Below are 24,780 nucleotides of genomic sequence, written 5' to 3' on the forward strand. Positions count from 1 at the left end.
ATGGCCCCCACGCTCCCCCACTTCGTGTGGGTCGCTGCCCCCCGAGGGGGCCGCAGGCCGCCTTGGGGCGGCCCGGCGCCGGCCTGACTGACCCCCACGCTCCCCCACTTCGTGTGGGTCGCTGCCTCCCGGGGGCGCAGGCCGCCTTGGGGCGGCCCGGGTGCCTGCGTAAGATAGCGCGCATCGCACCCCGCCCCGCAGGCAGCCCATGGACGAGCGCGTCGACGACGACATCACCTTTCGCAGGCTCGAGATCCTGCTCGCCTTCATGGAGACCGGCAATCTCGCGCGTGCCGCGGAGCGTCTCGACACCAGCACCGTGACCGTGCACCGGGCCCTGCATGCGCTCGAAAACGGAATGCGCTGCGCGCTGTTTCGCCACGAGGGCCGCAATCTTCATCCCACCGAAGCCGCCCAGGCCCTGGCCGAGGTCGCGCGCGACGTGCTGCGCACCCTGTCCCAGGGCATCCGCTCGACCCGCGAGGTGGCCGGCTACTCGGCCGACCGGATCCGCATCGGCTCGCTCTACTCGCTGACCAGCCGCACCGTGCCCGCGATCGTGATGGGCATGAAGGTGCGCAAGCCCGAACTGCAGCTGGAACTGGTGCTCGGCTCCAACGCCGACCTGCTGCAAAAGCTGCGCGACGGCGCGGTCGATGCCGCGTTGATCGGGATGCCGGAGGGCGCGCCCGACCTGGAGAGCGAACCGCTCTTCGACGACGACATCTTCTTCGCCGCGCCGGCCGGCTCGCCCTACGGCCGGCTCGAGGCGGTCGACCTGAGCGCCTGCGCCAGCGAGCGTTTCGTCAGCCTGAGCGAAGGCTTCGTGACCTACGGCGGCTTCCGGGAAGCCTTTCGGATCGCCGGCTTCACGCCCGACGTGGTCATGGAGACCGGCGACATCTTCTCGCTGATGAACCTGGTCAGCGGCGGCATCGGCTACACGCTGCTGCCGGGCCGCGTGCGCGGCGTGATGCCGCAGCGGGTGCAACTGATCCCCTTGCAGCCGCGCTACCTCATGCGCCAGAAGATCGGCGTGAGCTTCCTGCGCACCCGCGAGCGCGACCCCAACCTGCTCGCGCTGCTGGCGGTGTGCCGCATGGCCCGCGCCGACCTGGCTCAGGGTTAACCCCCGATCGTTTCGCTCCGCGACGATTTCGCGAGCGCTGCTTAATTGATCGGACCGGCGCCGGCCGGTACCTTTCGTCTCCAGGGAACAGCGCCTTCGCGCAGCCCGATCCAGGAGACAACCCATGATCATCTACGGCACCGCGCTGCTGGCCGTCTGCCACCTGCTCGGCATCTTCATCGGCGACCTGCTCGGGCAGGCGCTCGGCGTCAAGACCAACGTCGGCGGCGTCGGCATCGCGATGCTGCTGCTGATCTTCGCCCGGCTCTACATGCAGAAGAACAACAAGCTGCCCAAGCTGACCGAACTCGGCGTGGAGTACTGGGGCGCGATGTACATCCCGGTGGTGGTCGCGATGGCGGCCCAGCAGGACATGGTCGCGGCGCTGCGCGGCGGCCCGGTGGCCCTGCTGTCGGCGCTCGCCGCGGTCGCGGTCTGCGCGGTCGTCATCGCGCTGATCAACCGGATGGAGCGCCCGGCCGCGGAGCCGGCGGTCCCCGCGCCGCTGCTGCACGACAACCCCCTGCTGACCGAAGCGGAGTGAACACCATGCTCGAAATCCTGCAGAAAGCAGCGGCCCAGAACGGCCTCGTGGCCGCCTTCGCGGTGGTCGGCCTGATCGTCCTGGTCTCGGGACAGATCTCGAAGCGGCTGACTTTCGGCCGCGTCCACGGCTCGGCCATCGCGATCGTGATCGGCCTGGCGCTGGCCTACTGGGGCGGCACCCAGACCGGCGGCCACAAGGGCCTGGCCGATGTGTCGCTGTTCGGCGGCATCGGCCTGATGGGCGGCGCGATGCTGCGCGATTTCGCGATCGTCGCCACGGCCTTCGAAGTGCAGGCCACCGAGGCCCGCAAGGCCGGGCTGATCGGCGTCGTCGCGCTGCTGCTGGGCACCGTGCTGCCCTTCGTCGTCGGCGCTTCCATCGCCTGGAGCTTCGGCTATTCGGATGCGGTGAGCATGACGACCATCGGCGCGGGTGCGGTGACCTACATCGTCGGTCCGGTCACCGGCGCGGCGATCGGCGCCAGCCCCGATGTCATGGCGCTCAGCATCGCCACCGGGCTCGTCAAGGCCATCATCGTGATGGTCGGCACGCCGATCGCGGCCCGCTTCCTGGCCTTGAAGACGCCGCGTTCGGCGATGGTGTTCGGCGGCCTGGCGGGTACGGTCAGCGGCGTTTCGGCCGGCCTCGCCGCCACCGACCGCAAGCTGGTGCCCTACGGTGCGCTGGTCGCCACTTTCCACACCGGCCTCGGTTGCCTGCTCGGGCCATCGCTGCTGTTCTTCGCCGTCAAGGCCATCATGGCGTGAGGACCACAACCATGGACCGAATGAACTGGAACACCAAGGCCGACAACCGCGCGGCCCGGCTCGCACGCGCGGCCGAAGCGCTCGGCGCGCAGCTTGCGGGCAAGCGCGTCGCCACCGAGGCCATCGGCACCCTGCTCGAAGCGGTGCTCGAACCCGGCGACCGCGTCTGCCTCGAGGGCAACAACCAGAAGCAGGCCGACTTCCTGGCGAAGGCGCTGGTGCGGCTCGATCCGCAGCGCGTGCACGGCCTGCACATGGTGCAGTCGGTGCTGGCGCTGCCGGAGCACCTCGACGTCTTCGAGAACGGCATCGCCGCACGGCTCGACTTCAGCTTCTCGGGGCCGCAGGGCGCGCGCCTGGCCAAACTGGTGTCGGCCGGGCGGATCGAGATCGGCGCCATCCACACCTACCTGGAACTGTTCGCACGCTACTTCGTCGACCTGACGCCCAAGGTGGCGCTGGTGGCGGCGCAGGCGGCCGACGCCGAGGGCAACCTCTACACCGGGCCCAACACCGAGGACACGCCGGCCATCGTCGAGGCCACCGCCTTCTCGGGCGGCATCGTGATCGCCCAGGTCAACGAGCTGGTCGACGGCCGGACCACGACCCTGCCGCGCATCGACATCCCGGCCGACTGGGTGAGCTTCGTGGTCCAGGCGCCGAGCCCGAACTTCATCGAGCCGCTGTTCACGCGCGACCCGGCGCAGATCAGCGAGATCCAGGTGCTGATGGCGATGATGGCGATCAAGGGCATCTACGCCGAGTACGGCGTCGAGCGGCTGAACCACGGCATCGGCTTCGACACCGCGGCGATCGAGCTGCTGCTGCCGACCTACGCCGAATCGCTGGGCCTCAAGGGTCGGATCGCCAAGCACTGGGCGCTGAACCCGCACCCTGCGCTGATCCCGGCGATCGAGGCCGGCTGGGTCGAGTCGGTGCATTCCTTCGGCTCCGAGCTCGGCATGGAGGACTACGTCCGGGCCCGCTCCGATGTCTTCTTTACCGGGCCCGACGGCAGCCTGCGCAGCAACCGGGCCTTCTGCCAGGCGGCGGGCCACTACGCCTGCGACCTGTTCATCGGCTCGACCCTGCAGATCGACCTCGACGGCAACAGCTCGACCGCCACGCTCGGGCGCATCACCGGCTTCGGCGGCGCGCCCAACATGGGGGCCGACGCGCGCGGCCGGCGCCACGCCAGCCCGGCCTGGCTCAAGGCCGGCCGCGAGGCGCGCGTGGGCCGCAACGGCGCCGCGGGCACGCCGCGCGGCCAGAAGCTGGTGGTGCAGATGGTCGAGACCTTCCGCGAGCACATGCAGCCGGCCTTCGTCGACCGGCTCGATGCCTGGACCCTGCAGGAGCAGGCCGGCATGGACCTGCCGCCGATCATGATCTACGGCGACGACGTCTCGCACATCCTGACCGAGGAAGGCATCGCCAACCTGCTGCTGTGCCGCAGCGACGAGGAGCGCGAACAGGCGATCCGCGGCGTTGCCGGCTACACCGCCGTCGGGCTGGCGCGCGACCGGCGCGCGGTCGAGAACCTGCGCGACCGCGGCGTGATCCGGCGGCCGCAGGACCTCGGCATCGATCCGCGCGATGCCACCCGCAACCTGCTGGCGGCCCGCAGCATGCGCGACCTGGTGCGCGCGTCGGGCGGGCTGTACCAGCCACCCAGGCGTTTCAGAAACTGGTAGGAGGCCGCTGTGTCCACATCCCATTCCCCAGGGCTCGAGTCCCTCGAATTCACCTTCCCCGGCAGCCGGCCCGCCGGCGCCATCGCCCCGGTGCTGGTCGGCGTGGTCGGCTCCGGCAACCTCGAGGTGCTGCTCGAAGCCGCGGCCGGCCGCGACTGCAGCGTGCGCATCGAGACCTCGGCGCGCGGCTTCGGCCCGATCTGGCAAGCCGTGCTGAGCGACTTTCACCAGCGCCATCCGCTGGCCGGCGTTCGCATCTCGATCAACGACATGGGCGCCACGCCGGCGGTCGTCAGCCTGCGGCTGGACCAGGCGGCGGCGGAGCTGAGCGTATGAGACGCCGGGCCGCTCCCAAGGCGAATACCGCAGCGCTGCTGCGCGAAGGTTATCCAATGAGACGCCGGGCCGCTCCCAAGGCGAATACCGCAGCGCTGCTGCGCGAAGGTTATCCAATGAGACGCCGGGCCGCTCCCAAGGCGAATTCCGCAGCGCGCAGCGCGGAGGTACGCCTGTGACCATCATCAGCTTCGCCGAATGCTCGGCGCGCGAGCGGATCGCGCAGCTCTTCGATGCCGGCAGCTTCCACGAATGGCTGCCGCCGGCCGAACGCGCGACCAGCCCGCACCTGGCGCAGCTGGGCCTGCCCTGCGCCTTCGACGACGGCGTCGCGATCGGTCGCGCCACGCTGCACGGCCGACCGGTCTTCGTCGCCGCGCAGGAGGGCGCCTTCATGGGCGGCGGCGTCGGCGAGGTCCATGGCGCCAAGCTGGTCGGCCTGTTGCGCCGCGCGCTGCGCGACCGGCCGGCCGCGGTGCTGCTGCTCGCGGAGTCGGGCGGCGTGCGGCTGCACGAGGCCAACGCCGGGCTGATCGCGGTGTCGGAAGTGATGCGTGCGCTGCTCGACGTGCGGGCCGCCGGGATCCCGGTGGTGGTGCTGATCGGCGGTGCCAACGGCTGCTTCGGCGGCATGGGCATCGTGGCGCGCTGCGCCGACCGCATCGTGATGAGCGACGTCGGCCGGCTCGCGATGTCGGGGCCCGAAGTCATCGAGGCTTCGCACGGCGTCGAGGAATTCGATTCGCGCGACCGGGCGCTGGTCTGGCGCACCACGGGCGGCAAGCACCGCTACCTGTGCGGCGACTGCGATGCGCTGGTCGAGGACGAGGTGCACGCCTTCCGCGTCGCGGCGATCGCCGCGATCAACGTACCGGACGCCTCGCGACCGCTGTCGCCCGAGGCGCTGGAGGCTGAGCACGCACTGCTGGCGGCGCGGCTCGACGCGCTGTCCGGCGCGGCCGACGGCGGCGACGAGTCGTTTCGCCTGTGGCACTTGCTGGGCATCCCGGAGCCCGAGCGGGTGCCGGATCTCGACGTCAAGGCGGTGCGCGCGCTGCGCCCTGCCTGAGGAGACAACGATGGAATGGAAAGCACTCGCCGAAGCACTCTTCGGCCCCGGCCACGGCATCGAGCCCGATGGCGACTTCCTGCATGGCGAAGCTCGCTTCGACGGCCGGCCGGTCACCGTGGTCGGCACCACGCACCACGCGCCGATCGGCGTCGCGCTGGCGCTGGCGCAAGCCCGCGTGGTGCTCGACACCATCGCCGCACGGCCGGGCCAGCCGATCCTGCTGCTGATCGACACCCAGGGCCAGCAGCTGCGCCGGCGCGACGAGCTGCTCGGCATCAACCGCGCGATGGCCCATCTGGGGGCCAGCATCGATCTGGCCCGGCGCCGCGGGCACGCGGTGATCGCGCTGGTCTACGACCAGGCCTTGTCGGGCGGGTTCATCACCTCGGGCCTGATCGCCGACGCCTGCTATGCGCTGCCCGAGGCCGAGATCCGCGTCATGCGAATTCCGGCGATGTCGCGCGTCACGAAGCTGCCCGAGGACATGCTGACGGCCCTGTCTCGGTCGAACCCGGTGTTCGCCCCCGGGGTCGGCAACTACCTCGCGATGGGCGGCGTGCGCGCCCTCTGGCAGGGCGACCTGGCGGCGGCGCTGCGGAGCGCCCTGGCGCAGACCGGCACCGACGATCGCCGCGCACGCGACGGCGCCGAGCGTGGCGGCCGCACGCTGGCGGCAGACATTGTCCAGCGCGTGCTGGACGCGGCTTGAGGCTGGCCATGGTGCCGCTGCGTCGCCATCGGCTGGCCTATCTCTGCGCTGCCGGCTGGCACGAGGTGCTGGCTCGCCCCTGGGACGAGGAGGCGCGGGCCTGCCTTTCGCACTGGGCCTCGCAGCGGCTGCCGCTGGTCGTGACCCGGCAGCACCCGGCGGGTGAGGGCGCGGATGCCGCGCCGATCGCGCTGGGCCTGCCGGCACCGCTGCGCTGGGGCCGTCGGCGGCTGGCGCTGCAGGTTTCGCGCGAGGCCCTGTCGTGCTTCGACGAGTTTCCGCGCGCGGCCGAGGCCGGCCGCCTGCTGCCGCGCCCCGTGCGCACGGCATGGCGGGCGCTCGACGCCGGGCTGCGCGCGCTGCAGGCGGGCGCACGTGTCTACGGCAGCCATGGCTGGCAGCTGCTCAGCGGGCTCGACTACCTGCACGCGGGATCCGACATCGACCTGTGGATCGCGGTCGACGACGTCGATCATGCCGATGCCGTCGCGCGGCAACTGCAGGATTTCGCCGGCGGCGAGCGCGTGCGGCTCGACGGCGAACTGGTCTTCCCGGACGGCGCCGCGGTCGCCTGGCGCGAATGGCATGCCTGGCGCGGCGGTTGCACGCGCCGGCTGCTGGTCAAGCGGCTGGATGGCGCGACGCTGGCAGAGGCGCAGCCGTCGATCGGCTCATGCGTGCAGCACGGGGTGCTTGCATGACGGCGGCGTTGTGTCCCCGCGCGTCGCCTGCGCCGTTCGAGCCGGGCCCGGATGCGTACGAGATCGGCCGGGCCGCGGTGCTGGCCCTGCACGACGAGCTGGCACTGGCGCCCAAGCCCGGGCTGGTGTCCTTCGTCGACAACGGCAGCCACGCGGACATGGACGCCCATACCTTCATGCGCAGCCTGTTCGCGCTGCGCCACTACTTCCCGGCGATCTTCGAACGGGGCCGCGAAGGCGCACCGTTCGCCGCGCTCGAGGCCTGCGGCATTGCGGCCGAGCAGCGCATGCTGGCCGCCACCGGCGGCATCAACACCCATCGCGGCGCGGTCTTCTCGCTCGGCCTGCTGTGCGCGGCCGCGGGTGCCGTGCGGACCGAAGGCGGGCGCCTGCGGCCGCCTATGCTGCGCGCCGCCTTGCGCCGTCGTTGGGGCGATGCGCTCGCCGAGCGGGCGCTGCGGGTCTCGATGCTGCCCGGCGGTGTCGCGGCGCGCCGCTACGGCCTGCGCAGCGCGTCGCAGGAAGCGGCGCTGGGTTTCCCGGCCATCTTCGAGACCGCGCTGCCGGCGCTGGAGCGCGCGCTCTCGCGCGGCCTCTCGCCCCGGCAGGCACGCATCGACACGCTGTTCGCGGTCATGGCGGTGCTGGACGACAGCAACCTGGCGCACCGCGGCGGCCTCGACGGCCTGCGCTTCGCGCAGGCTGCGGCGCGCCGTTTCCTTGATCGCGGCGGCATCGCCGCACCCGATGGCTTGCAGCAGGCGCAGGCGGTGCACCGCGGCTTCGTGGCCCGCCGCCTGTCGCCCGGGGGCGCAGCGGATGCACTGGCCGCCGCCTGCTGGCTGCGGCGCATCTGCGAGGCAACGTGAGCGCAGCGCCGGGCCGCCCCAAGCAAGCTCGCACCGCAGTGCGCAGCACGGAGCTTGCCTTATGAGCCTGGCGCTGGTCTTCTCGGGCCAGGGCATGCAGCATGCGGCGATGCTGCCGTGGCTGGCAGCCGACGACTCGGTGCGTGCAGTGGCCCGCGTGCTCGGCGAGGATTGGCGCGCGCGGCTGGCCGATCCGGCCTGGGCCGGCCGCAATGCGCATGCGCAGGTCCTGCTGGCCGGCCTCGGCTGCGCGGCCTGGTCGCAGCTGGCAACGCAGCTGCCCGTGCCGGTCGCGGTCGCCGGCTACAGCGTCGGCGAGCTGGCGGCTTTCGCCGTGGCCGGGGTCTACGATCCGGCCACGGCGATCGACCTGGCGCGCCAGCGGGCCGCGCTGATGGACCGTGAGGCCGAGAAGGGCGCGGCCGGGCTGCTGGCGATCAGCGGGCTCGCCGACCTTGCGCTGCAAGCGCTGTGCGCGGAGGCGGGGCTGGCGATCGCGATCCGCAATGGCGTCGGCAGCGTCGTGGTCGGCGGCCCGCGCGCCGCGCTGGCCGCGGCTGCCGAGACGGCGTCGCGCCTGGGTGCGCATTGCACGCCGCTCAACGTTCACGTCGCCTCGCACACACCCTGGATGGCGGGGGCCGCGAACGACTTCGCGCGCGCGATCGCCGCGCTGCCGTTCGAGGCGCCGCGGATGGCTTTGTTCAGCAATTACACCGGCGGTGTCGTCGGTGCGGCGCAAGCGCGCGAGGCGCTCGCCGCGCAGATCGACCACGCCGTGCGCTGGGACGAGTGCATGGAGGGCATCGCCGCCAGGCGGGTCTCGTGCGTGCTCGAGATCGGCCCCGGCCGGGCCCTGGCACGCATGTGGAACGCGCGCTTTCCGCAGATCCCGGCGCGCTCGGCGGACGAGTTCCGCAGCGTGGCGGGGATCGCGGCCTGGGTGGCGCGGGCTACAGCGCCTTGAGCGCCCGCCCGATGAAATGGCCCCAGCCAGCGCGCCGGCGTCGATGCGCAATAATCATCCCCATGCATTTCGCGAAAAGCGCATCTCGGGGCGGCCTGCCATGAGTTCCAGCGTACCGACTCCGCAGCAACTCGCCGGCATCGACGACGACGAACTCCTGCGCCTTGCCGTGAGCTGGCGGTCCCAGGCCTCGCGGGGTGACCGCGAGGCCTTCGGCATTGCCCATGCACTCGAGGTCGAGTGCCGGCGGCGCCTGCGCACCAGCCAGCTGCAGCAGTTGCCGCCCGAGCCGCCGCCCGCGGCGCGGCCCTGGTGGAAGTTCTGGAGCGCGAAGATCGACTCGGTCTCCGCCCCCTGACTCAGCCCCCGCGCACCATCGACAGCTTGCGCCCGCCGGCGTCGTAGCGCCTGGCGACATGGCCCGGCGCGCAGGGGGTGGCAAAGAAGCCTCAGGTCAGCGCGCCCGGAATCGTCATGATGTCCCAGGCGCCGCCGAAGCCGCTCGGCGTCGGGCGTTCGACGGGCGGCTGGAAGCTGGCCAGCACCCGGTTGCCCGCCGACTGCGCGGCCTGGTAGGAGGGCAGCGGCCCGCTGCCCGAATCGACCACTTGGCAGGGCCCCAGCCTCAACCATCCGCCGGGCCGGACGATCATCCAGTAGTAGTGGCCGGCAATGGGTTCTTCGATGACGAGGCTGAGTTCAGGCTTCATGTGCGACGGGGTTTCAAACGCATGTGCTGGCATGGGATTGAATCGAAGGCGCGCGGGCCCGCCAAGGAAAAAGATCACGCCGCCGAGCCCTATTTGCCCCGGGCAATCCCCAGGGGCGCATCGCGCTTGGCCAGCCCCCGCGACAGGGTGCGGGCGATGCCTGCCGCGATGCGCTGGAGCTCGGCCGCCCGCGCCGGTTCGAACAGGGCCTCGGTGTGCTTCTTCCACGCCGCCTGCCAGCGCGCGAACATCGCGGGCTCCAGCCCGGGGATCGCCATGTGACGGCCGAAGACATCGCCCGTGAAAGAGCGGCTGCCGAGCACCAGCGTGGCCCAGAACTCCACCATCCGGTCGAGGTGCGGCTGCCAGTCCTGCCCGATCGCGCGTTCGAACAGCGGGCCGATCTCGGCATCCTGCCGCAGTTCGCCGTAGAAGGCATGCACCAGGGTCCGCAGCCGGGCGCGGTCGCTGTTGTCGGCCTCAGCCATCGCGGCCGTCCGCGCGCGTGCTCAGCAGCCAGGGCGCGAAGCGCAGCAGGTAGAGGATGAAGCTCAGGGTCCAGGCCGCGGCGGCACCGAGCAGCGTCGCGGACTGGACCGACGGCGCAAGCCACGGGACGGCCACCCGGGCCAGGGCCGCCGCCATCACCAGCGCGTAGGCCGCGATCTCGGCGCCCGAGACCTTCAGCTCGCGGCYGGTGTGGCCGCGGGCGGTGCGGGTCATCATGCCGATCACGAGGCCGCCGACGCAGCCGACGGCCAGGGCGTGGACGCCGGCCGAGCTGCCGATCCAGCCGGCCTGGGCGGCGGCCAACAGCCCCAGTCCCAGCGGCAGCCAGGCATAGGACAGGTGCAGCACCCAGAGGATCGGCCGGCGCCGGCTGGCCATCGGCGCCCAGGTGGCCAGGCGCAGCGCCTGCAGCAGGGCCGCGGCCGCCAGCGCCGCGGCGCCCGAAACCGGCGCCACGTCCGCGGCCCAGACCGCCAGGCCGAGCGCCGTGCAGGCCACGGCCGCGGGCGACAGCCAGCGCGGCTCGACGATCCTGAGCCCCGGCGTGGCGCTCTGGGTGAAGGCCGGGATCACGCGACCGGCGACGATCGACACCAGGACCACGATCAGCGCCAGTCCCGCATGCAGCGCACGCATGGGTTCGGCCCATCGCGCGTTGAGCGCACCCAGGTGGAATGCCGCATTCGCGATCGCCAGCAGCGCCAGGACCGCCACCACTTTCAGGTTGCGCCAGTTGCGCGCCCGCAGGATCAGCGTGGCGAAGGTCGCCGCGGCAGCAAGGAGGAACAGCGTGTCGATGGCTGCGAAGAGGGGCGCGGGTGCCGCCACCGAGGCAATGCGCCCCGCCAGCCAGAGCAGCCACAGCGCCGCCAGCGGGGCTCCGCGCGGTGTCTGCAATCCGGTCCAGACCTTGCCCGCCGTCAGCAGGAAGCCGACGATCACGGCGGCGACGAAACCGAACAGCATCTCGTGCGCATGCCAGTAGACCGGCGGCAGCTGCTTCGGCAGCGTCGCATGGCCGCTCAGCAGCCCGGCCCACAGCGCCATCCAGGCCACGGCGACGGTTGCCGCGCCGAGGTAGAACGGCCGGAATGCCAGCCGCAGGACCGGCAGGCCCGAAGGTGGGGGTGCCTTTAACATATACATGAGATGTAGTTTATAGATGGCGAGACATCAAAGCAATAGATAAAATACACCTTATGCGACTGACCCTCTTCACCGAMTATTCCCTGCGCGTTCTGCTGGTGCTTGCGACCCGCACCGACTCGCTGGTCACCATCGCCGACCTGTCGAAGGCCTTCGACATCTCGAATGCTCACCTGATGAAGGTCACGCACATGCTGGGCAAGTCGGGCTGGGTCGACACCGTGCGCGGCCGCAACGGCGGCATGCGGCTGTCGGCGCATCCCTCCAAGCTCAGGATCGGCACCATCGTTCGCCATCTCGAGACCGATTTCGCGCTGGTCGAGTGCTTCGGCGACGGCAACCGCTGCGTGCTGACCGGCGGCTGCGAGCTGGCCGCGGTGCTGGCGCGGGCGATGCAGGCTTTTCTCGACGAACTCGACCGCTACAGCCTGGCCGACCTTGCAAATGCCAGCCCGGCGCTGATGGTGCTGCCGCTGTGGCAGGAGCTCACCTGGCACGCGCCGGTGAAGCGTCCGAGCATCGAGGTGGTGCCGGGGATCGCCCAGGCGCTGCTCAGCGAACCCGCCGCCGTGCGGCCGCGCCGCAAGCGCGCGGGCTGAGGGCGCTGGCGACGGGCGCCTGCCACGGGCGCCGTCCGGAGGACAATCGGGGAAAATTCAGCCTGAACCCACAGCCACGACCATGTCCCGCCTCGACGATCCCCTCCACGATGCCGAAATCGGCTCCCGCGACAGCACGCTCGACACCACACGCATCGACGACGTGCGCATCGGCGCCGTCCGCCCGCTCATGACCCCTGCGCTGCTGCAGGAGCGCGTGCCGGTGCGCGACAACACGCTGGCGCTGGTCGAGGGCAGCCGCGCCGCGATCGCCGACGTGCTGCACGGCCGCGACGACCGGCTGGTGGTGGTGGTCGGCCCGTGCTCCATCCACGACCACGACCAGGCGATCGAGTATGCGCAGCGCCTCAAGCCGGTCGCCGACTCGCTGCAGGACGACCTGCTGATCGTGATGCGCGCCTACTTCGAGAAGCCGCGCACCACGGTGGGCTGGAAGGGCTACATCAACGACCCGCACCTGGACGGCAGCTTCGCGATCAACGAAGGCCTGGAGCGGGCACGGCGCCTGCTGCTCGAACTGACCACGCTGGGCCTGCCGACCGGCACCGAGTTCCTCGACCTGCTGAGCCCGCAGTTCATCGCCGACCTGATCGCCTGGGGTGCCATCGGCGCCCGCACCACCGAGAGCCAGAGCCATCGCCAGCTGGCCTCGGGCCTGAGCTGCCCGGTCGGCTTCAAGAACGGCACCGACGGCAGCGTCAAGGTCGCGGCCGATGCGATCCTCGCGGCCCGCGCACCGCATGCCTTCATGGGCATGACCAAGATGGGCATGGCGGCGATCTTCGAGACCCGCGGCAACGACGACTGCCACGTGATCCTGCGCGGCGGCAAGGCGCCCAACTATTGCGCCGCCGACGTGGCGGCGAGCTGCGAGGCGCTGCAGGCCAACGGCCTGCGGCCGCAGGTGATGATCGACGTCTCGCATGGCAACAGCAGCAAGCAGCACCAGCGGCAGATCGTGGTCGCCGAAGACGTCGCGGCGCAGATCGCGGCCGGCGAGAAGCGCATCACCGGCATCATGATCGAGAGCCATCTCGAGGAAGGGCGGCAGGACCTGAAGCCGGGCGTGGCGCTCCGGCATGGCGTCTCGATCACCGACGCCTGCATCGGCTTCGCGCAGACGGTGCCGGTGCTGGAGGGGCTGGCCAAGGCGGTCAAGGCGCGGCGGCGTCTGATGAAGGGCACGCTGTCGGCCCGTTGAGCAGGGGCCCTTCGACTTTTCTGAGTTCGTACGAGCCGATAGCGGCCGTGGCAACGCCGGCGGCGCGGTATGGTCGCAAGCATGAGAACCCCCGATCTTCCTGTGATCCTGCAAGTCGAGAGACTGGGCTTTGCCTACCCCGGACAGCAGCCACTCGCCACCGGCTGGACAGCGTCCATCGGCCCGGGAGTGACGCTCCTGCACGGCGACACCGGCAGCGGAAAGTCCACCCTGCTGCGCGTGCTGGCCGGCACCCTGGCCGCCCGTGGGCAACTGGCACTGAACGGCGCCCGCCTCGACACGGACGCCGAGGCCTACCGGCGCGGCGTCTTCTTCGTCGATCCCGCCACCGACGCCTTCGATGCGCTCACGGTGCGCGCCTGCACGGCCGCGCTGCGCGAAGGGGATGCAGGCTTCGACGAGGCGACGTGGCAGCGGCTGGTCGACGGCTTCGCGTTGGCCCCGCATCTCGACAAGTCGATGTTCATGCTGTCGACCGGCTCGAAGCGCAAGGTCTGGCTGGCCGCCGCGCTGGCGTCGAGTCGCCCGCTGCTGCTGCTCGACGAGCCGACCGGCGGCCTCGACGCCGCTTCGATCCGCTGCCTCTGGAGCGCCCTGTCGGAGAGCGCACAGGCCCGGGCCGTGGTGGTGGCGAGCGGTGAATGCATCGACGCGCTGCCGCTGGCCGCAACGCTCGCACTGCCGCTGCGCTGAGCGCTACGGCGCCACCAGGTCCGCGGGCCCCTCGGTGAGGGGCGCGACATCCAGCATCGTGCCGCGGCAGCTGGCGGCACCGCAGCGGCACGGATAGTCTGAAGGCGACGAGCCGTCGTCGGCCGTGAGCCCGTAGTCGATGAAGAGCTCGTCGCCGGCCTCGACCGGCACCAGCGTCTGGAACTTGAGCACCAGGCGGCCCGCCTCGTCGTATTCCTCGACCGCCTCGCAGTTCGGGTCGCAGGAGTGGTTCAGGTGGCGGGTCGCGTTGCCGCCCTTGCCGCCGTCGATGACCTCCTCGTTGGAGAGCATGAACAGATAGGTGAGCTGGTCGTTCCACTGGCGGGCGGCGACCTCTTCGGCCGTGTAGCGACGGCCTTCGTAGAGACCGAGCAGGGCGTTGGCGGGCAGGTCCCGGGTCGCGAATGCGCCCAGCCCGTGGACGCCGCTGGGGGATACCCGCAGGCAGGGTGTGGAGGAGGCGGCGGATTTTCTGGCGGCGGTCATGGTCGGAACGGGATGCGTGGGCGCAGGATCTCGAAGCCCGGTGAAGCGCTCGGCGGATCCGCCGTCGCAGGCTTGCTGCGGCGGGTCTGCATCGTACTCAAGAATCACGCGAAGGATCTCCTCGTGAAATTCCTGGCTGCCTGAGTGGTGCAGTGCGGCCAGGCATCGCCGCTGTTGCAACGGCGGCACTCCGACTAAGCTATGGCACTTTTCTCAACGCACAGTGATGCCCATGACTACGACATACGTTCAAATCCAGAAAAAGATCGCATTGCTCCAGCGCCAGGCCGACAGTCTTCGCGAGAAGGAAGTCGCCGGCGTGGTCGAGCGCATCAAGGTGGCCATCGCTCATTACGGATTGACTGCGCCGCAACTGGGCTTCGGTGCCGCGGGCGCGAGCCCGAAGGCGGCGTCGCGCAACAGGAAAGAGAAGGCGGTCGCGACAGCGGCCCGCTTCAGCGATGGCGACGGCGGCACCTGGTCGGGGCGCGGTCCTCGTCCCGGCTGGCTGCGCGAGGCGCTGGCGGCCGGCAAGTCGCTCGATGACTTCAGGGTCGCTTCCGGGCCGGTGATTGCCCCGCGCGCCGCGAAGAAGGCGGCCCGGACGAAGCGCCGCCCGTCGACCGTGCTCTATCGCGACGATGCCGGCCATTCATGGACCGGTCGCGGGCCGCAGCCTCGCTGGCTGAAGGAAGCACTGGCGCAAGGCAAGACCTTGAGCGAACTGGCCGGCTGAGCAAGCGGCCCCTCATGCACACGGTCATCGTGATCGGCGGCGGCTTGGCGCTGATGGCTGCCTGCCTGCTGCTGGGGCATGCCTGGGGCGGCAGGGCAGGACTCGTCATGGGTGCCGGGCTCTTCATCCCGATCTGGCTGGTGGGTGCCTTCGTCAACATGTGGGTCGGCGTCGGCACCGCCGGTTATTCATGGGGTGAAGAGTTCCCGATCTTTCTCGGCATCTTCGCCGTGCCGGCGGCGTTGGCGGGGCTGCTGTGGTGGAAGCTGGCCTGAGGGCAGTCGACGATTCGAGGCTGGGACAAGGACTGCCGGACGGTGACGGCGGCGCGCTGAACGGATCCGTGCATTTGTACGCAAATCGCGATATACACAGTGATGTAATCCTTTCGGCTTCATTGTGATCACTACACAATGGCGCAAATCCCGGTCCTCAGCCCATGAAAGCATCACCTCTTCTCGGAACATTGCATCGCCTCCGCAGTCGCCTTCGGCGACTGTTCGGCGGCCGCGGGCCGGCGCGTTCGGCGCCGCGCGTGGTGGCGTCCGCCATGCCGCGACCCATGGCACCGGACGACCGGGCGCTGCCGTCGAAGCCGGTCCCGCTGGCGGCTGAGGTGCGCAAGCCGGTGGCGGCGTCGGTCCAGCCGGTTGTCGCTGCGCCGCGAGCCGAGCCGGTTCCGGACCCGGCACCGGCACCGGCACCGGCCAAGACCATGCGCTCGCTCGACGAGGTGCGGGCCGATCTGGCCCGGTTGCGCGAGAGTGCCAAGGAACGGCACGCGCGTGCGTCGGTCCCGGTTCGACGCGACATCAGTTTCGAGCCGACCGATTTCATGGACTTCGCCAAGCCGGCGCCTGCGCCGGAGCACGACGAGTCTTTCGAACAGACCGCGTTCCTCGACTTCACGACCTTGAAGCCGCGCTCCTAGCCCTCGCCGAGGCCTTGGCCGGCAGGCTCGGACGGAAGTTCGCGCGGGAAGTACCGTCATCACTTCGAAGAAGCGATCCGGCCCGGTCCGCATGTTGACCGCGCGCGTGGTGGAGGTGCTCAGTGCGAGCGTCGACAGCGGCAGCAGAAGCAGCAACGCCAGGACGAAACCCCTGGCCTGCGCCGGGGATGCCACGGGCCTTTACCAGCCCATCTGCTGCTGCCTGCCGCCCCTGATGTTCCCGGCCACGCCGCCGGCGATGCCGCCGATGGCTGCGCCGGTCCAGGCGTCGCCGCCCGAGATGGCCGCGATGCCGGCGCCGCCCGCCGCACCCATCGCCGCGCCGCTCATCGTTCCCTGCTGCCGCGGCGTCATGTCGGTGCAGGCGCTCGCCAACGTGATCGCCGCAACGATCGCCACCCATTGAAGTCGTTTCATGATCGCTCTCCGCTACTTGTTCTTCTGCAGGCCGGGCAGCGCCATCTCGAACCAGATCGTGTCGAGCACCGGCCGCTTCAGCTTGGTCGGATTGGCCGCATACCAGCGATCGAGGCCCTCGCGCACGCTGTCCAGCGTCTGGCCCTGCATGCCCTTGGCAAGGCGCGGGATGAAGTTCTGCGCATCGGTCGGCGGGTTCGCCGCGAAGTAGGCGGTCTGGACCTGGACCAGATTGGCGATACCGACGAGGTAGGCCTTCTTGACGGCCTCGCTCGAGGTGGTCCATTGTTCGCCGGTGACGACGGGGACTTCGGCCGCGCGAGCCGGCAAGGCCGCCATCGCCAGCGCCATGCACGCCGCAGCCAGCGCCGTGCGCATGTGCAGTTTGATTGTCATCGCCTTCTCCATCAGGTTGCCGTTGCGTACGCGTCGCGGTGGATGTTGCGCTTGGGTTTCCGCCTGTGTCAAACACGACGAAGAAGGGTTGTGGAGGGCGTTGCCGAGTCGCGGCGACGCGGGTCGCTTCGGGCCATGACTAAGATGCCGGCTTCGATCCGGGGGAACATCGAATGAAGAAAATTGTCATGCTGGTCTTGCTTGCGGCGGGTGTCGTCGGCGCCGCGGAGCCGCAGCGCAGCGCAGCGCCGGCCCTGGCATCGGTCGAGGGCCCGACCTGGCGCCTCACCGAATTGCGCGGCTTCGACGGCGCGGCGCTGCCCAGCGGGCCGCAGTCGGTCACGGCCCGCTTCAAGGGCGGCCGCATCGACGGCTTCTCGGGATGCAACCGGTATTTCGGCAGCTATGCATTGAAGCCGGGCCGGCTGGAGATCGGCTCGCTGGCCGGTTCGATGATGGCCTGCGACCCGGCATCGATGGCGCTGGAGACCGCCGTGCAGCGGGCCCTGTCGGGTTCGTTCCGGCCGGTGCGCACTGGCGAGCGCCTGGGCCTGCTGTCCGAGGACGGGCAGGCCGTGCTCGTGTTCAAGGCCGAGCCGGCCCCTGCGCTCGCCGGCCTGCGCTCGAACATCACCGGCTTCAACAACGGGCGGCAGGCCGTCGTGAGCCCGCTGCTTGGGACGACGCTCTCGCTGTCCTTCGGCGACGGCATCGTCAAGGGCTTCGGCGGTTGCAACACCTTTCGCGCCACCTACAGCAGCAACGGCAACCAGATCGCCGTCGGGCCCGTGGCCGCCACGCGCAGGAACTGCCCGGCAGAGGGCGTGATGCAGCAGGAGCGGGCGTTCATCGCGGCCCTGGAATCGACCACGGCCTGGGCCTTCAGCGGCGCCTTCCTCGACATGCACCGGCCGGATGGGGAACGCACGATGATCGGGAGCCGCGAGACCGACTGAAGGGATTCCGGAATGATCTGAGTTCAACGTCGATACTTGTCGCGCATGCACCGCGTGCTCGAAGTCAGCGTGGATTCGCTCGCGCGCGACCGGCCGCAAGGCGGCCCGCGGACCGCAGATGGGAGAGGCCCAGGCCAACCCGCTGACGGCACCTTCGGAGCCGCGCGCCGAGCGCCGCGCGGCGGCGTCCAAGCGCCGGGCCGAGAACACCGCGGCCAACAAGGAAGGCAAGTTCTCGCGCGGCGGCAACAGCGACGCACCGGAGCGCCAGAAGCCCTGATGCGGGCGCGCCCCGATCAGCCGCGCACGCGCAGCCGCATGCGCAGGCCGATCGGCGTCATCGTGAAGGAGAGATGCTCGCGCGCCGGCTGGCCGTCCGGCGTGTCGACGCTTTCGATGTCGAAGCAGTTCAACAGCTGGGCCATCGCCATCTTCATTTCGAGCAGCGCGAGGTAGCGTCCGGGGCACATGCGCGGCCCGGCGCCGAAGGGCATCGAGACGCGCTTCGCGCTGCTGGCCGCGGCACCGGCCGGGCCATCGGCCAGCCAGCGCCCGGGCTCGAAGGCCTCGGCCTGCGCCAGATGGCTGTCGCTCACGCTGTCGACGCGCATCAGGTTGATGACCACCGTGCCGGCCGGCACCTCGACGTCGCCCAGCCGGGTGTCCTGTTCGGCCTGCAGCGCGAGGATCGGCGCCACCGGCTTGAGCCGCATCGTCTCGTGCGCGCAGGCCTCGACGAAATCGAGCTGCGCCAGCTGCTCGAAGCTCGGGCATCGCGCGTCGCCGAGGACGCCGCGCACTTCGCTGGTGGCGCGCTGCAGGGCCGCCGGGTGACGCCATAGCAGGTCGATCATCCAGGCGATGGTGTTGGCGGTCGTGTCCTCGCCGGCCAGCAGCATCGTGAACACGTTGCCGGCCACCTGCACGTCGGTGATGCCGCTGCCGGGCTGGTCGGCCGCTGCGACCATCGCCTCCAGCAGGTTGCGGGGGTGCGTGCGCAGCGTGGGGTCGGCCTCCAGCCGGCGGCGCGTCTCGGCGATGAACCCCGTCACCGCCTCGTTGACTGCCTGCACGCCGTGCTTCAGTTCGCGGTCGGCCCGGGTCGGCAGCAGGCGCCAGGTCGGCAGCGGCGCCAGCATCCGCCTGACCAGCGCCGGGAAGATCTTGTCGAGATGCTGCTGGATCACGTCGCCGTCGGACTCCAGCGTGTTGACCTCGGCACCGAAGGCGAGCCCGGCGATCGTGTCGACGGTGTAGCGCATCAGGTCGGCCTGGAGGTCGATCGCATCGCCGCGCCGCGTGGCCGCCTGCCATCGGCCGACCAGCCGCTCGGAGACTTTCTGCAGCGACGGGAAGTAGTGCCGCACGTGCGCCGGGTCGAAGCTGGCCATGACCATTCGGCGCTGCCGCCGCCAGTCCTCGCCATTGGCGCCGAAGAGGCCCGGCTTGAGGCCCATCTCGCTGGCCACGGCCTCGAAGCGGGCCGTGCGCTTGAAGCCCTCGGGCCGGTCGCGCAGCGCTGCGGCCACGGCCTCGTGATCGCCGACGATCAGCAGTCTGCGCCGGCCCATCCGCAGCTTGAAGAAGGGACCGAACTCGCGGCACCATTGCTCCAGCTGCTGGTGCATGCGCGGGGCATCGATCTGCAGCAGGTTGCCGATCAATGGGGCGCCGCGCGGTCCCGGCAGGTCGTCGATGTGGCGCAAGGCAAGGGTTTCCATCATGCAATTTTCGTGAAGCCGTCGGCGCTCCAGCGTTCGCTGCCGACGCCGTGGTGGACGAAGAAGAGGCCATCGGGATCGTAGCGCTCCTTGGCTGCGAGCAGCCGCGGGTAGTTGCTGCCCCAGAAGGAGCGCTGCCAGTCGGGCTCGAAGTAGTTGCTCTCCGACAGGTAGGAGCCGGGTTGCGGCACCCGCTTGCGCAGTTCGTCGACCGCACGGCCGATCGCTGCCGCCTGGCGCCGCGCGAGGGCGGCGTCGGGCTCGTGCCCCGCCACGCCGGGCAAGGCCGGCGGTCCGTCGGCGCCGCAGATCACCAGCGCGAAGGCGTCCAGCACCGCCGGGTTCATCGCCGTGTCGCGGGCGGCGGCGATGACCTCGGGCGGCGCGCCGGCCAGCCCCTTGTTGACGTGCATCGACAGGCCCCAGTGCCGGCTGGCGTCGAACAGGGCATCGCACAGGACCTGTCGGCGCTCGGGATGCAGCAGCGCGGCAGGCAGCCAGGCGGATTGATAGCCGTGCAGCACCTGTCCCGCCTGGCCCTGGTCGCCGGGCCAGAAGACATTGCCCGGCGGCGCACCGGGCCGGTCGTCGGTGCTAATGAATCCGAGCACGCGCTTGAACAGCGTCGGCGCCCAGAAGTCGCGCGCCGAGGTCGAGACGATCTTGAGCGGCGAGAACTCGATCCTGAATGCGTCGGGCTCCGCCTCGACGGCATCGAGGAAGGGCTGCCAGACCGCCTGCGCTTCGCTGCGGCTCAGGCCCTGGAACACCATCGCGAGACGCAGCGTGTCGTCCGGCCGCAGGCGGATCTGCTCGCCCCAGTGCGGGTTGTGCAGGTTGCCGGCGTAGAAGTCGACGACGAGGCCGATCAGGCGGCGGAAGGCCGGCGCCGAAGATGCCTTGATCGTCATGTTGACCGCGCCGAAGGATTCGGGGAGGGCGTGGACCTTCAGGGTCAGGCGCGTGACCACGCCGAGGCTGCCTCCGCCGCCTCCCTTGAGGCCCCAGAACAGCTCCGGCTCGCTGCAGGCGTTGGCGATCCGCACCTGGCCGTCGGCGGTCACCACCTCGGCTTCGAGCAGGCTGGCCGAGGCCAGGCCGTAGGCCTTCGAGAAGCTGCCGAAGCCGCCGCTTTGCACCAGCCCGGCGACGCCGACGGTCATGCAGCCGCCGCCCTGCACGTAGCCGCCGCCGCGCGTGCTCACCGCGTCGTAGACATGGGCCCAGATCGCCCCGGCGCCGACCGAGACCGCTCGCGTAGGTGCCGCCTGCGCCTCGCAGCCCCGGGCGACGAAGGACTCATGCAACGTGACCTGGTTCATCCGGCGGGTCCAGACCAGCAGCGAATCGGGCGCGTTGGAGGTGCCCTGGTAGCTGTGGCCGCCGCCCTTGACCACCAGGCGCAGCCGGTTGTCGCGCGCGAAGTCGACCGCCGCGGCGACGTCGCCGGTGCTGCGGGCCGACACCGCATGGACGCTGGGGCTCGAGGTCCAGGCACCGACCCAGCCGAGGGTCTGCGTCAGGCCGATGTCGTCGCCGAGGAAGTACGGGTTGCGGACCGCCTTGAAGAACTGCGTGCAAGCGGGCCCGGCAGCTGCTTCGAGGCAGGGCGCGAACGGCGACTGCACCTTCAGCAGCGCATCGCCGCCCAGTCGTTCGCCGAACTGCTTCCATTGCGCGTCGGAGGGCCAGCCCGGATCGCCCGGACGCACGCGGGAGGCGGTGGCCGCCGCGCGCACCGGCGTCGCCCACGGATGGGCGAACGGGATGGCGGCGGCGAGCTGGACCAGACGTCTTCTTTTCACAGGGTCCCTTTCCGAGGACTGCGTTCGAGAGCGGGCTGAAGTATGCCGAAGGCGCTCCGCGACGTCTTCCTCGGCGGTCCTCGGCGGGAGCCGGTTCAGCCCTGCTGCTCGATCGCGGCCTGCACGATCGGCCGGGCCCATTCGGGTGTGGCCTCCAGCGCCGCGGCATCGTCGGCTTCGGGGAACACGAGGCGGCCGCCGACCATCTCGAGCAGCAGGACCGGCTCGGGAATCTCCTCGCCCGGTGCCGCCTCGGCGCTGTTGTCGAACACCTGCAGGCGCGCCAGCAGCGGCATCAGGCGGATCAGGTTCATGCGCGAGCTGATCCAGCGTTCGCGGATCTTGGCGACCGGGATGTCGTGGCCGCCGCTGGCGACCCGGGCCCGGACGCGCCGCAGGTGCATCTCGGCCGAAGCGAGGCCGCAGAAGAGCATGACCAGGTCGTGGCTGCGCGAGGCCTGGGCGAGCAGTTCGGGGATGGTGGTGGCGCCGAGCGTGGTCTCGAAGGCGTAGTTGCGGCCGCTGGCGATCGCGGCGGCGAGCTGGCTGCGGCCGTATTCCCAGGCGCGGCTGTTGGCGTCGACCGCCTCGAGCCCGAGCTGCGCGACCAGTTCGCGCGCATAGCTGTCGGGGTTGTACCAGGCCAGGCCGTGCTCGGCGAGCAGGGCGCCGCCGACCGAGCTCTTGCCGGCGCCATTGACGCCGGCCAGCACGAAGATGAAGGGCCGCGCAGCGCCCGCTGAGGCCATCAGAACGAAGCGCCGGCCTTCGGGCGCCGGGCCAGCTTGCCGCGGGCCTCGAACAAGGCGCCGACCCGCTGGGCCGCCTCGGGTTGCTGCAGCACGGCGAGGCGGCTGTCGAAGCGGCCGGACAGCTCTTCGAGCACCGACTGCTCGCGCGCCTGGAGCGTCATCAGGTCTTCGGTCAGCTGCTGGTAGGTGGCGGCATCGAGCAGCACCATCTCGACCGCGGCATGGTTCGTGATGGCCACGCTGCCGCTCTGGCGCACCTGGCGCACGACGTCGCCCCATTTGTTCTTGACCTGCGAGGCGTTCTGGCGCGGCAGGTCGTGGAGGGCGGGCAAGGCGGTGATCATGGCGGACTCCGAGGTGGAGTTGCCATTATGGCAAAAATAGCCAGATCGTGCGCTGGGTGTCTTTTTTGCGAGCGAGACGAGCAAAAAAGAGAGCCATCGGTGGGTGGTCCACTCTAGATGGCTCTGGAGAGCCGCCGACCGTTGCCGATCGGCGTACTTGCAACGTAGATCGGTTTGAGCGCGCGACGGCTGCAGTTGTTCCCTTCGTCGCCCGGTTTCTGGGTGCCCCGTACGCCTGCCGCTGGCAGAAGCTCATCCGCGAGCTGAAGATCACGCTCGACCGAGGCGCTCCCGATGACTGCTCTGCAATCCGTGGCGCCCGCGCGCGGCTGCCTTTTCGCTTTCCAGCCGTCGAGCCACCTGACGCCGACTGGCAGGATTCAGAAGGACCCGGAAGGCTAAGCTCCCTGTCATGGCCGCATCCGCGGGTCGAGGATCCCATGCGATACGAACTGACCGATCTCCGCCTTTTCATGGCCATTGCCCAGGCCAGAAACCTTTCGACCGGGGCCTCGGCCGTGCACATCACCGCATCGTCGGCGAGCTACCGGCTCAAGAACTTCGAGCACGCGCTGGGCACGGCCATGTTCGTGCGCAACGCGCGCGGCATGGAGCTGACGCCCGCCGGCGAGACCGTGCTGGCGCACGTGCGCGAACTGTTCGAGGGCGTCGAGCGCATGCATGAAGATGTCGGGCGCTTCACCTCGGGCCTCAAGGGGCACGTGCGCCTGATGGCCAACAGCAGCGCGCTCAATGGTTTCGTTACGTCGAGCCTGGGGCGCTTCCTGGTGCTCAATCCGCAGATCGATGCCGACGTCGAGGAGCGGCAGAGCGAGACCATTCCGGCCGCGGTGCTGGCACGCGAGGCCGACATCGGCATCTTCGCGGGCAGCACCGACGTCGCGGGGCTCGAGGTCCACCGCTACGCGCTCGACCGGCTGGTGATCGCGGTGCCGTCGAGCCATCCGCTGGCGCGGGAGTCCGAGATCAAGCTCGGGGCTGCGCTCGACTTCGACTTCGTCTGCATGAACCGCAGCAGCAGCAATTTTCTGTTCCTGCGCGACACGGCATCAAGGACCGGGCGCGCCCTGCGCGCACGCATGCACGCGCACAGCTTCGACGCGGTGCTGTCGCTCGTCGGTGCGGGCGTCGGTGTGGCACTGGTGCCGCAAAGCGTGGTGTCCGCATCGTCGGACCTGCACGGTGTGTCGATGCTGCGGCTGGCCGAGCCCTGGGCGCTGCGCGAGCTGAACCTCGCCGTGCGGGCCGATGCGCGGCTGCCCATGTTCGCGACGGCCTTCATGCAATTCCTGCTCGACGATCCCGCCGTCGCGGCAACGCGCGAAGCCTAGCGTTTCAATTCGGCGAACTGTTCCTTCGAAACATTCGGATGGTGTCCGCCGCGCCCCGTTCCTAGACTCGCCGCTGCCTTTCCGGCAACTCAAAAGAATGGAGACGACATGGCACTGACCATCGGCCGCGCATTGGCGCGCGTGCATTCCGCGTTCGCGCCCCTCGCAGTGGCGCTTGCATGTGGCGCCGGCAGCGGCGCCGGCATCGCGCAGACCGGTCCCTGGCCCCAGCGCCCCGTGACCCTGGTGGTCGCGTTCGCGCCAGGCGGCATGACCGACATCGTGAGCCGGAGCCTCGCCAAGGAACTCTCGCAGGAATTCAGCCAGCCTTTCATTATCGAGAACAAGGCCGGGGCCGCCGGACAGGTCGGCACCGAGTACGTGGCGCGCAGGCCGAACGACGGCTACACGCTGCTGGTCGGCGCGACCGGCTACGTCATCGCCCCCGTGCTGCAGAAGAAGATCAGCTACGACCCGCTGAAGGATTTCGAGCCGGTCGCGATCCTCGCCAAGGCGCCCAACATGCTGGTCGTCAATCCTGGCGTGCCGGTGCACAGCGTGCCGGAGTTCCTCAAGTGGGCCAAGGCCCAGCCAAGCGTCCCGTATGCCACCGCGGGCGCGGGCGGATCGACCCACCTGGCGGGCGAGCTGCTGCGCCACGAGGCGGGCCTGCCGCTGACGCACGTTCCGTACAAGGGCGCCGCGCCGGCCACCAGCGACACGGTCGCGGGCCAGGTCCCGATGGCCTTCCAGGATTCGATGAGCGTCTCGGCCTTCGTCGCCTCGGGCAAGCTGCGGCCGATCGCCGTGACCAGCGCCGAGCGCAGCAAGGTGTTTCCCGACCTGCCGACGCTCAAGGAGTCGGGCTTCAAGGACTTCGACGTCTACACCTGGCTCGGGCTCTACGCGCCGGCCGGCACGCCGCCCGAGATCGTCGCCCGCCTCAACCAGGCGACCAACCGGATCATGAATTCACCCGAGATGACGGAGCGCCTCAAGGCGCAGTACAGCGAGCCCGGTGGCAGCCTGAGCGTGGCCRATACCCGAAAGTACGTCGAGCGCGAAGTCGCCAAGTGGCGGCAGCTGGTGCAGAAGACCGGCGTCAAGTCCGAGGACTAGGGATGGAACACCCCCCGAAGCGCCTGCGGCG

31 protein-coding genes are annotated in these 24,780 nt (G+C 70.3%); 21 read left to right on the top strand and 10 right to left on the bottom strand.

Annotated elements, in window-relative coordinates; genetic code table 11:
• Positions 1 to 208 precede the first annotated feature (208 nt).
• From AC1D2E_RS24360 to AC1D2E_RS24410, 11 genes are all read left to right on the top strand, one after another.
• The gene (locus AC1D2E_RS24360; RefSeq protein WP_478199784.1) at positions 209 to 1,129 is read left to right on the top strand and encodes a LysR family transcriptional regulator; all 921 of its coding nucleotides are present in this window, start codon (positions 209 to 211) and stop codon (positions 1,127 to 1,129) included.
• Between the two features lie 124 nt (positions 1,130 to 1,253).
• Positions 1,254 to 1,673 carry a malonate transporter subunit MadL gene (gene madL, locus AC1D2E_RS24365; protein WP_478199785.1) on the top strand — a complete coding sequence of 140 codons (420 nt, stop codon included), beginning with the start codon at positions 1,254 to 1,256 and terminating at the stop codon, positions 1,671 to 1,673.
• A 5-nt stretch (positions 1,674 to 1,678) separates the two neighbouring features.
• Complete coding sequence (gene madM, locus AC1D2E_RS24370) at positions 1,679 to 2,443, top strand: malonate transporter subunit MadM (RefSeq protein ID WP_478199786.1); 765 nt, start codon at positions 1,679 to 1,681, stop codon at positions 2,441 to 2,443.
• A gap of 11 nt (positions 2,444 to 2,454) precedes the next feature.
• Positions 2,455 to 4,137 carry a malonate decarboxylase subunit alpha gene (mdcA, locus tag AC1D2E_RS24375; RefSeq protein ID WP_478199787.1) on the top strand — a complete coding sequence of 561 codons (1,683 nt, stop codon included), beginning with the start codon at positions 2,455 to 2,457 and terminating at the stop codon, positions 4,135 to 4,137.
• Positions 4,138 to 4,146: 9 nt separating this feature from the next.
• The gene (gene mdcC, locus AC1D2E_RS24380) at positions 4,147 to 4,473 is read left to right on the top strand and encodes a malonate decarboxylase acyl carrier protein (protein WP_478173489.1); all 327 of its coding nucleotides are present in this window, start codon (positions 4,147 to 4,149) and stop codon (positions 4,471 to 4,473) included.
• A 181-nt stretch (positions 4,474 to 4,654) separates the two neighbouring features.
• The gene (locus AC1D2E_RS24385; protein WP_478199816.1) at positions 4,655 to 5,542 is read left to right on the top strand and encodes a biotin-independent malonate decarboxylase subunit beta; all 888 of its coding nucleotides are present in this window, start codon (positions 4,655 to 4,657) and stop codon (positions 5,540 to 5,542) included.
• 10 nt (positions 5,543 to 5,552) lie between these two features.
• The gene (locus AC1D2E_RS24390) at positions 5,553 to 6,254 is read left to right on the top strand and encodes a biotin-independent malonate decarboxylase subunit gamma (protein ID WP_478199788.1); all 702 of its coding nucleotides are present in this window, start codon (positions 5,553 to 5,555) and stop codon (positions 6,252 to 6,254) included.
• 8 nt (positions 6,255 to 6,262) lie between these two features.
• Positions 6,263 to 6,955, top strand: a complete 693-nt coding sequence (gene mdcG / locus AC1D2E_RS24395) for a malonate decarboxylase holo-[acyl-carrier-protein] synthase (protein ID WP_478199789.1) — start codon at positions 6,263 to 6,265, stop codon at positions 6,953 to 6,955.
• Positions 6,952 to 7,824, top strand: a complete 873-nt coding sequence (mdcB, locus tag AC1D2E_RS24400; protein WP_478199790.1) for a triphosphoribosyl-dephospho-CoA synthase MdcB — start codon at positions 6,952 to 6,954, stop codon at positions 7,822 to 7,824. Before mdcG ends, mdcB begins: the two co-directional genes overlap by 4 nt.
• Positions 7,825 to 7,885: 61 nt before the next feature.
• Positions 7,886 to 8,791, top strand: coding sequence for an acyltransferase domain-containing protein (locus AC1D2E_RS24405; protein ID WP_478199791.1), 906 nt, complete (start codon positions 7,886 to 7,888; stop codon positions 8,789 to 8,791).
• A gap of 100 nt (positions 8,792 to 8,891) precedes the next feature.
• Positions 8,892 to 9,149, top strand: coding sequence for a hypothetical protein (locus AC1D2E_RS24410; RefSeq protein ID WP_478199792.1), 258 nt, complete (start codon positions 8,892 to 8,894; stop codon positions 9,147 to 9,149).
• Between the two features lie 91 nt (positions 9,150 to 9,240).
• Here the strand turns inward: AC1D2E_RS24410 and AC1D2E_RS24415 are convergent, their stop codons facing one another.
• From AC1D2E_RS24415 to AC1D2E_RS24425, 3 genes are all read right to left on the bottom strand, one after another.
• Positions 9,241 to 9,501: a hypothetical protein gene (locus tag AC1D2E_RS24415; RefSeq protein WP_478199793.1), complete on the bottom strand. Its 261-nt coding sequence runs from the start codon at positions 9,499 to 9,501 to the stop codon at positions 9,241 to 9,243.
• An 89-nt stretch (positions 9,502 to 9,590) separates the two neighbouring features.
• A complete protein-coding gene (locus tag AC1D2E_RS24420) occupies positions 9,591 to 9,989 on the bottom strand; it encodes a group III truncated hemoglobin (protein WP_478199794.1) in 399 nt (132 codons plus the stop codon).
• A complete protein-coding gene (locus AC1D2E_RS24425; protein WP_478199795.1) occupies positions 9,982 to 11,157 on the bottom strand; it encodes an NnrS family protein in 1,176 nt (391 codons plus the stop codon). The genes AC1D2E_RS24420 and AC1D2E_RS24425 overlap by 8 nt, the downstream gene beginning before the upstream one ends.
• Before the next feature lie 53 nt (positions 11,158 to 11,210).
• Here AC1D2E_RS24425 and AC1D2E_RS24430 point away from each other — a divergent pair, with 53 nt between their 5' ends.
• From AC1D2E_RS24430 to AC1D2E_RS24440, 3 genes are all read left to right on the top strand, one after another.
• A complete protein-coding gene (locus tag AC1D2E_RS24430) occupies positions 11,211 to 11,756 on the top strand; it encodes an RrF2 family transcriptional regulator (protein ID WP_478199796.1) in 546 nt (181 codons plus the stop codon).
• A gap of 82 nt (positions 11,757 to 11,838) precedes the next feature.
• Positions 11,839 to 12,978: a 3-deoxy-7-phosphoheptulonate synthase gene (locus AC1D2E_RS24435; protein WP_478199797.1), complete on the top strand. Its 1,140-nt coding sequence runs from the start codon at positions 11,839 to 11,841 to the stop codon at positions 12,976 to 12,978.
• Between the two features lie 81 nt (positions 12,979 to 13,059).
• Complete coding sequence (locus AC1D2E_RS24440; RefSeq protein ID WP_478199798.1) at positions 13,060 to 13,692, top strand: ABC transporter ATP-binding protein; 633 nt, start codon at positions 13,060 to 13,062, stop codon at positions 13,690 to 13,692.
• Between the two features lie 3 nt (positions 13,693 to 13,695).
• Here the strand turns inward: AC1D2E_RS24440 and AC1D2E_RS24445 are convergent, their stop codons facing one another.
• Complete coding sequence (locus AC1D2E_RS24445; RefSeq protein ID WP_478199799.1) at positions 13,696 to 14,199, bottom strand: SET domain-containing protein; 504 nt, start codon at positions 14,197 to 14,199, stop codon at positions 13,696 to 13,698.
• A gap of 232 nt (positions 14,200 to 14,431) precedes the next feature.
• On the opposite strand from AC1D2E_RS24445, the gene AC1D2E_RS24450 reads away from it, so the two are divergent.
• The 3 genes from AC1D2E_RS24450 to AC1D2E_RS24460 all read left to right on the top strand — a co-directional run bounded on the left by AC1D2E_RS24450 (position 14,432) and on the right by AC1D2E_RS24460 (position 15,866).
• Positions 14,432 to 14,935, top strand: a complete 504-nt coding sequence (locus tag AC1D2E_RS24450) for an H-NS family nucleoid-associated regulatory protein (protein WP_478199800.1) — start codon at positions 14,432 to 14,434, stop codon at positions 14,933 to 14,935.
• Positions 14,936 to 14,949: 14 nt separating this feature from the next.
• Positions 14,950 to 15,210 (top strand): hypothetical protein, encoded by a 261-nt coding sequence (locus AC1D2E_RS24455; RefSeq protein ID WP_478199801.1) that lies wholly within the window; start codon positions 14,950 to 14,952, stop codon positions 15,208 to 15,210.
• A 275-nt stretch (positions 15,211 to 15,485) separates the two neighbouring features.
• Complete coding sequence (locus AC1D2E_RS24460; RefSeq protein WP_478199802.1) at positions 15,486 to 15,866, top strand: hypothetical protein; 381 nt, start codon at positions 15,486 to 15,488, stop codon at positions 15,864 to 15,866.
• 201 nt (positions 15,867 to 16,067) lie between these two features.
• Here AC1D2E_RS24460 and AC1D2E_RS24465 read toward each other — a convergent pair whose 3' ends face one another.
• A complete protein-coding gene (locus AC1D2E_RS24465) occupies positions 16,068 to 16,304 on the bottom strand; it encodes a hypothetical protein (protein ID WP_478173507.1) in 237 nt (78 codons plus the stop codon).
• 12 nt (positions 16,305 to 16,316) lie between these two features.
• Positions 16,317 to 16,700: a hypothetical protein gene (locus AC1D2E_RS24470; protein WP_478199803.1), complete on the bottom strand. Its 384-nt coding sequence runs from the start codon at positions 16,698 to 16,700 to the stop codon at positions 16,317 to 16,319.
• Between the two features lie 173 nt (positions 16,701 to 16,873).
• Between AC1D2E_RS24470 and AC1D2E_RS24475 the strand changes: the two genes are divergently transcribed.
• Both AC1D2E_RS24475 and AC1D2E_RS24480 read left to right on the top strand, forming a co-directional pair.
• Entirely contained in the window at positions 16,874 to 17,656 is a 783-nt protein-coding gene (locus tag AC1D2E_RS24475) for an META domain-containing protein (RefSeq protein ID WP_478199804.1), read from the top strand.
• 118 nt (positions 17,657 to 17,774) lie between these two features.
• Entirely contained in the window at positions 17,775 to 17,936 is a 162-nt protein-coding gene (locus tag AC1D2E_RS24480) for a hypothetical protein (protein WP_478199805.1), read from the top strand.
• Positions 17,937 to 17,952: 16 nt separating this feature from the next.
• Here AC1D2E_RS24480 and AC1D2E_RS24485 read toward each other — a convergent pair whose 3' ends face one another.
• The 4 genes from AC1D2E_RS24485 to AC1D2E_RS24500 all read right to left on the bottom strand — a co-directional run bounded on the left by AC1D2E_RS24485 (position 17,953) and on the right by AC1D2E_RS24500 (position 22,278).
• On the bottom strand, positions 17,953 to 19,380 hold the full coding sequence (locus AC1D2E_RS24485) for a cytochrome P450 (RefSeq protein WP_478199806.1): 1,428 nt from the start codon (positions 19,378 to 19,380) through the stop codon (positions 17,953 to 17,955).
• Positions 19,377 to 21,182 (bottom strand): FAD-binding oxidoreductase, encoded by a 1,806-nt coding sequence (locus AC1D2E_RS24490; RefSeq protein WP_478199807.1) that lies wholly within the window; start codon positions 21,180 to 21,182, stop codon positions 19,377 to 19,379. The genes AC1D2E_RS24485 and AC1D2E_RS24490 overlap by 4 nt, the downstream gene beginning before the upstream one ends.
• A 95-nt stretch (positions 21,183 to 21,277) precedes the next feature.
• Positions 21,278 to 21,931 carry an ATPase gene (locus AC1D2E_RS24495; RefSeq protein WP_478199808.1) on the bottom strand — a complete coding sequence of 218 codons (654 nt, stop codon included), beginning with the start codon at positions 21,929 to 21,931 and terminating at the stop codon, positions 21,278 to 21,280.
• Positions 21,931 to 22,278, bottom strand: a complete 348-nt coding sequence (locus AC1D2E_RS24500) for a type II toxin-antitoxin system prevent-host-death family antitoxin (protein WP_478173513.1) — start codon at positions 22,276 to 22,278, stop codon at positions 21,931 to 21,933. Before AC1D2E_RS24500 ends, AC1D2E_RS24495 begins: the two co-directional genes overlap by 1 nt.
• Before the next feature lie 440 nt (positions 22,279 to 22,718).
• Here AC1D2E_RS24500 and AC1D2E_RS24505 point away from each other — a divergent pair, with 440 nt between their 5' ends.
• Positions 22,719 to 23,630 (top strand): LysR family transcriptional regulator, encoded by a 912-nt coding sequence (locus AC1D2E_RS24505; RefSeq protein ID WP_478199809.1) that lies wholly within the window; start codon positions 22,719 to 22,721, stop codon positions 23,628 to 23,630.
• Between the two features lie 108 nt (positions 23,631 to 23,738).
• The gene (locus tag AC1D2E_RS24510; protein WP_478199810.1) at positions 23,739 to 24,749 is read left to right on the top strand and encodes a tripartite tricarboxylate transporter substrate binding protein; all 1,011 of its coding nucleotides are present in this window, start codon (positions 23,739 to 23,741) and stop codon (positions 24,747 to 24,749) included.
• Positions 24,750 to 24,780: the final 31 nt, after the last annotated feature.

This window comes from Variovorax sp. P1_H2, assembly GCF_056405295.1.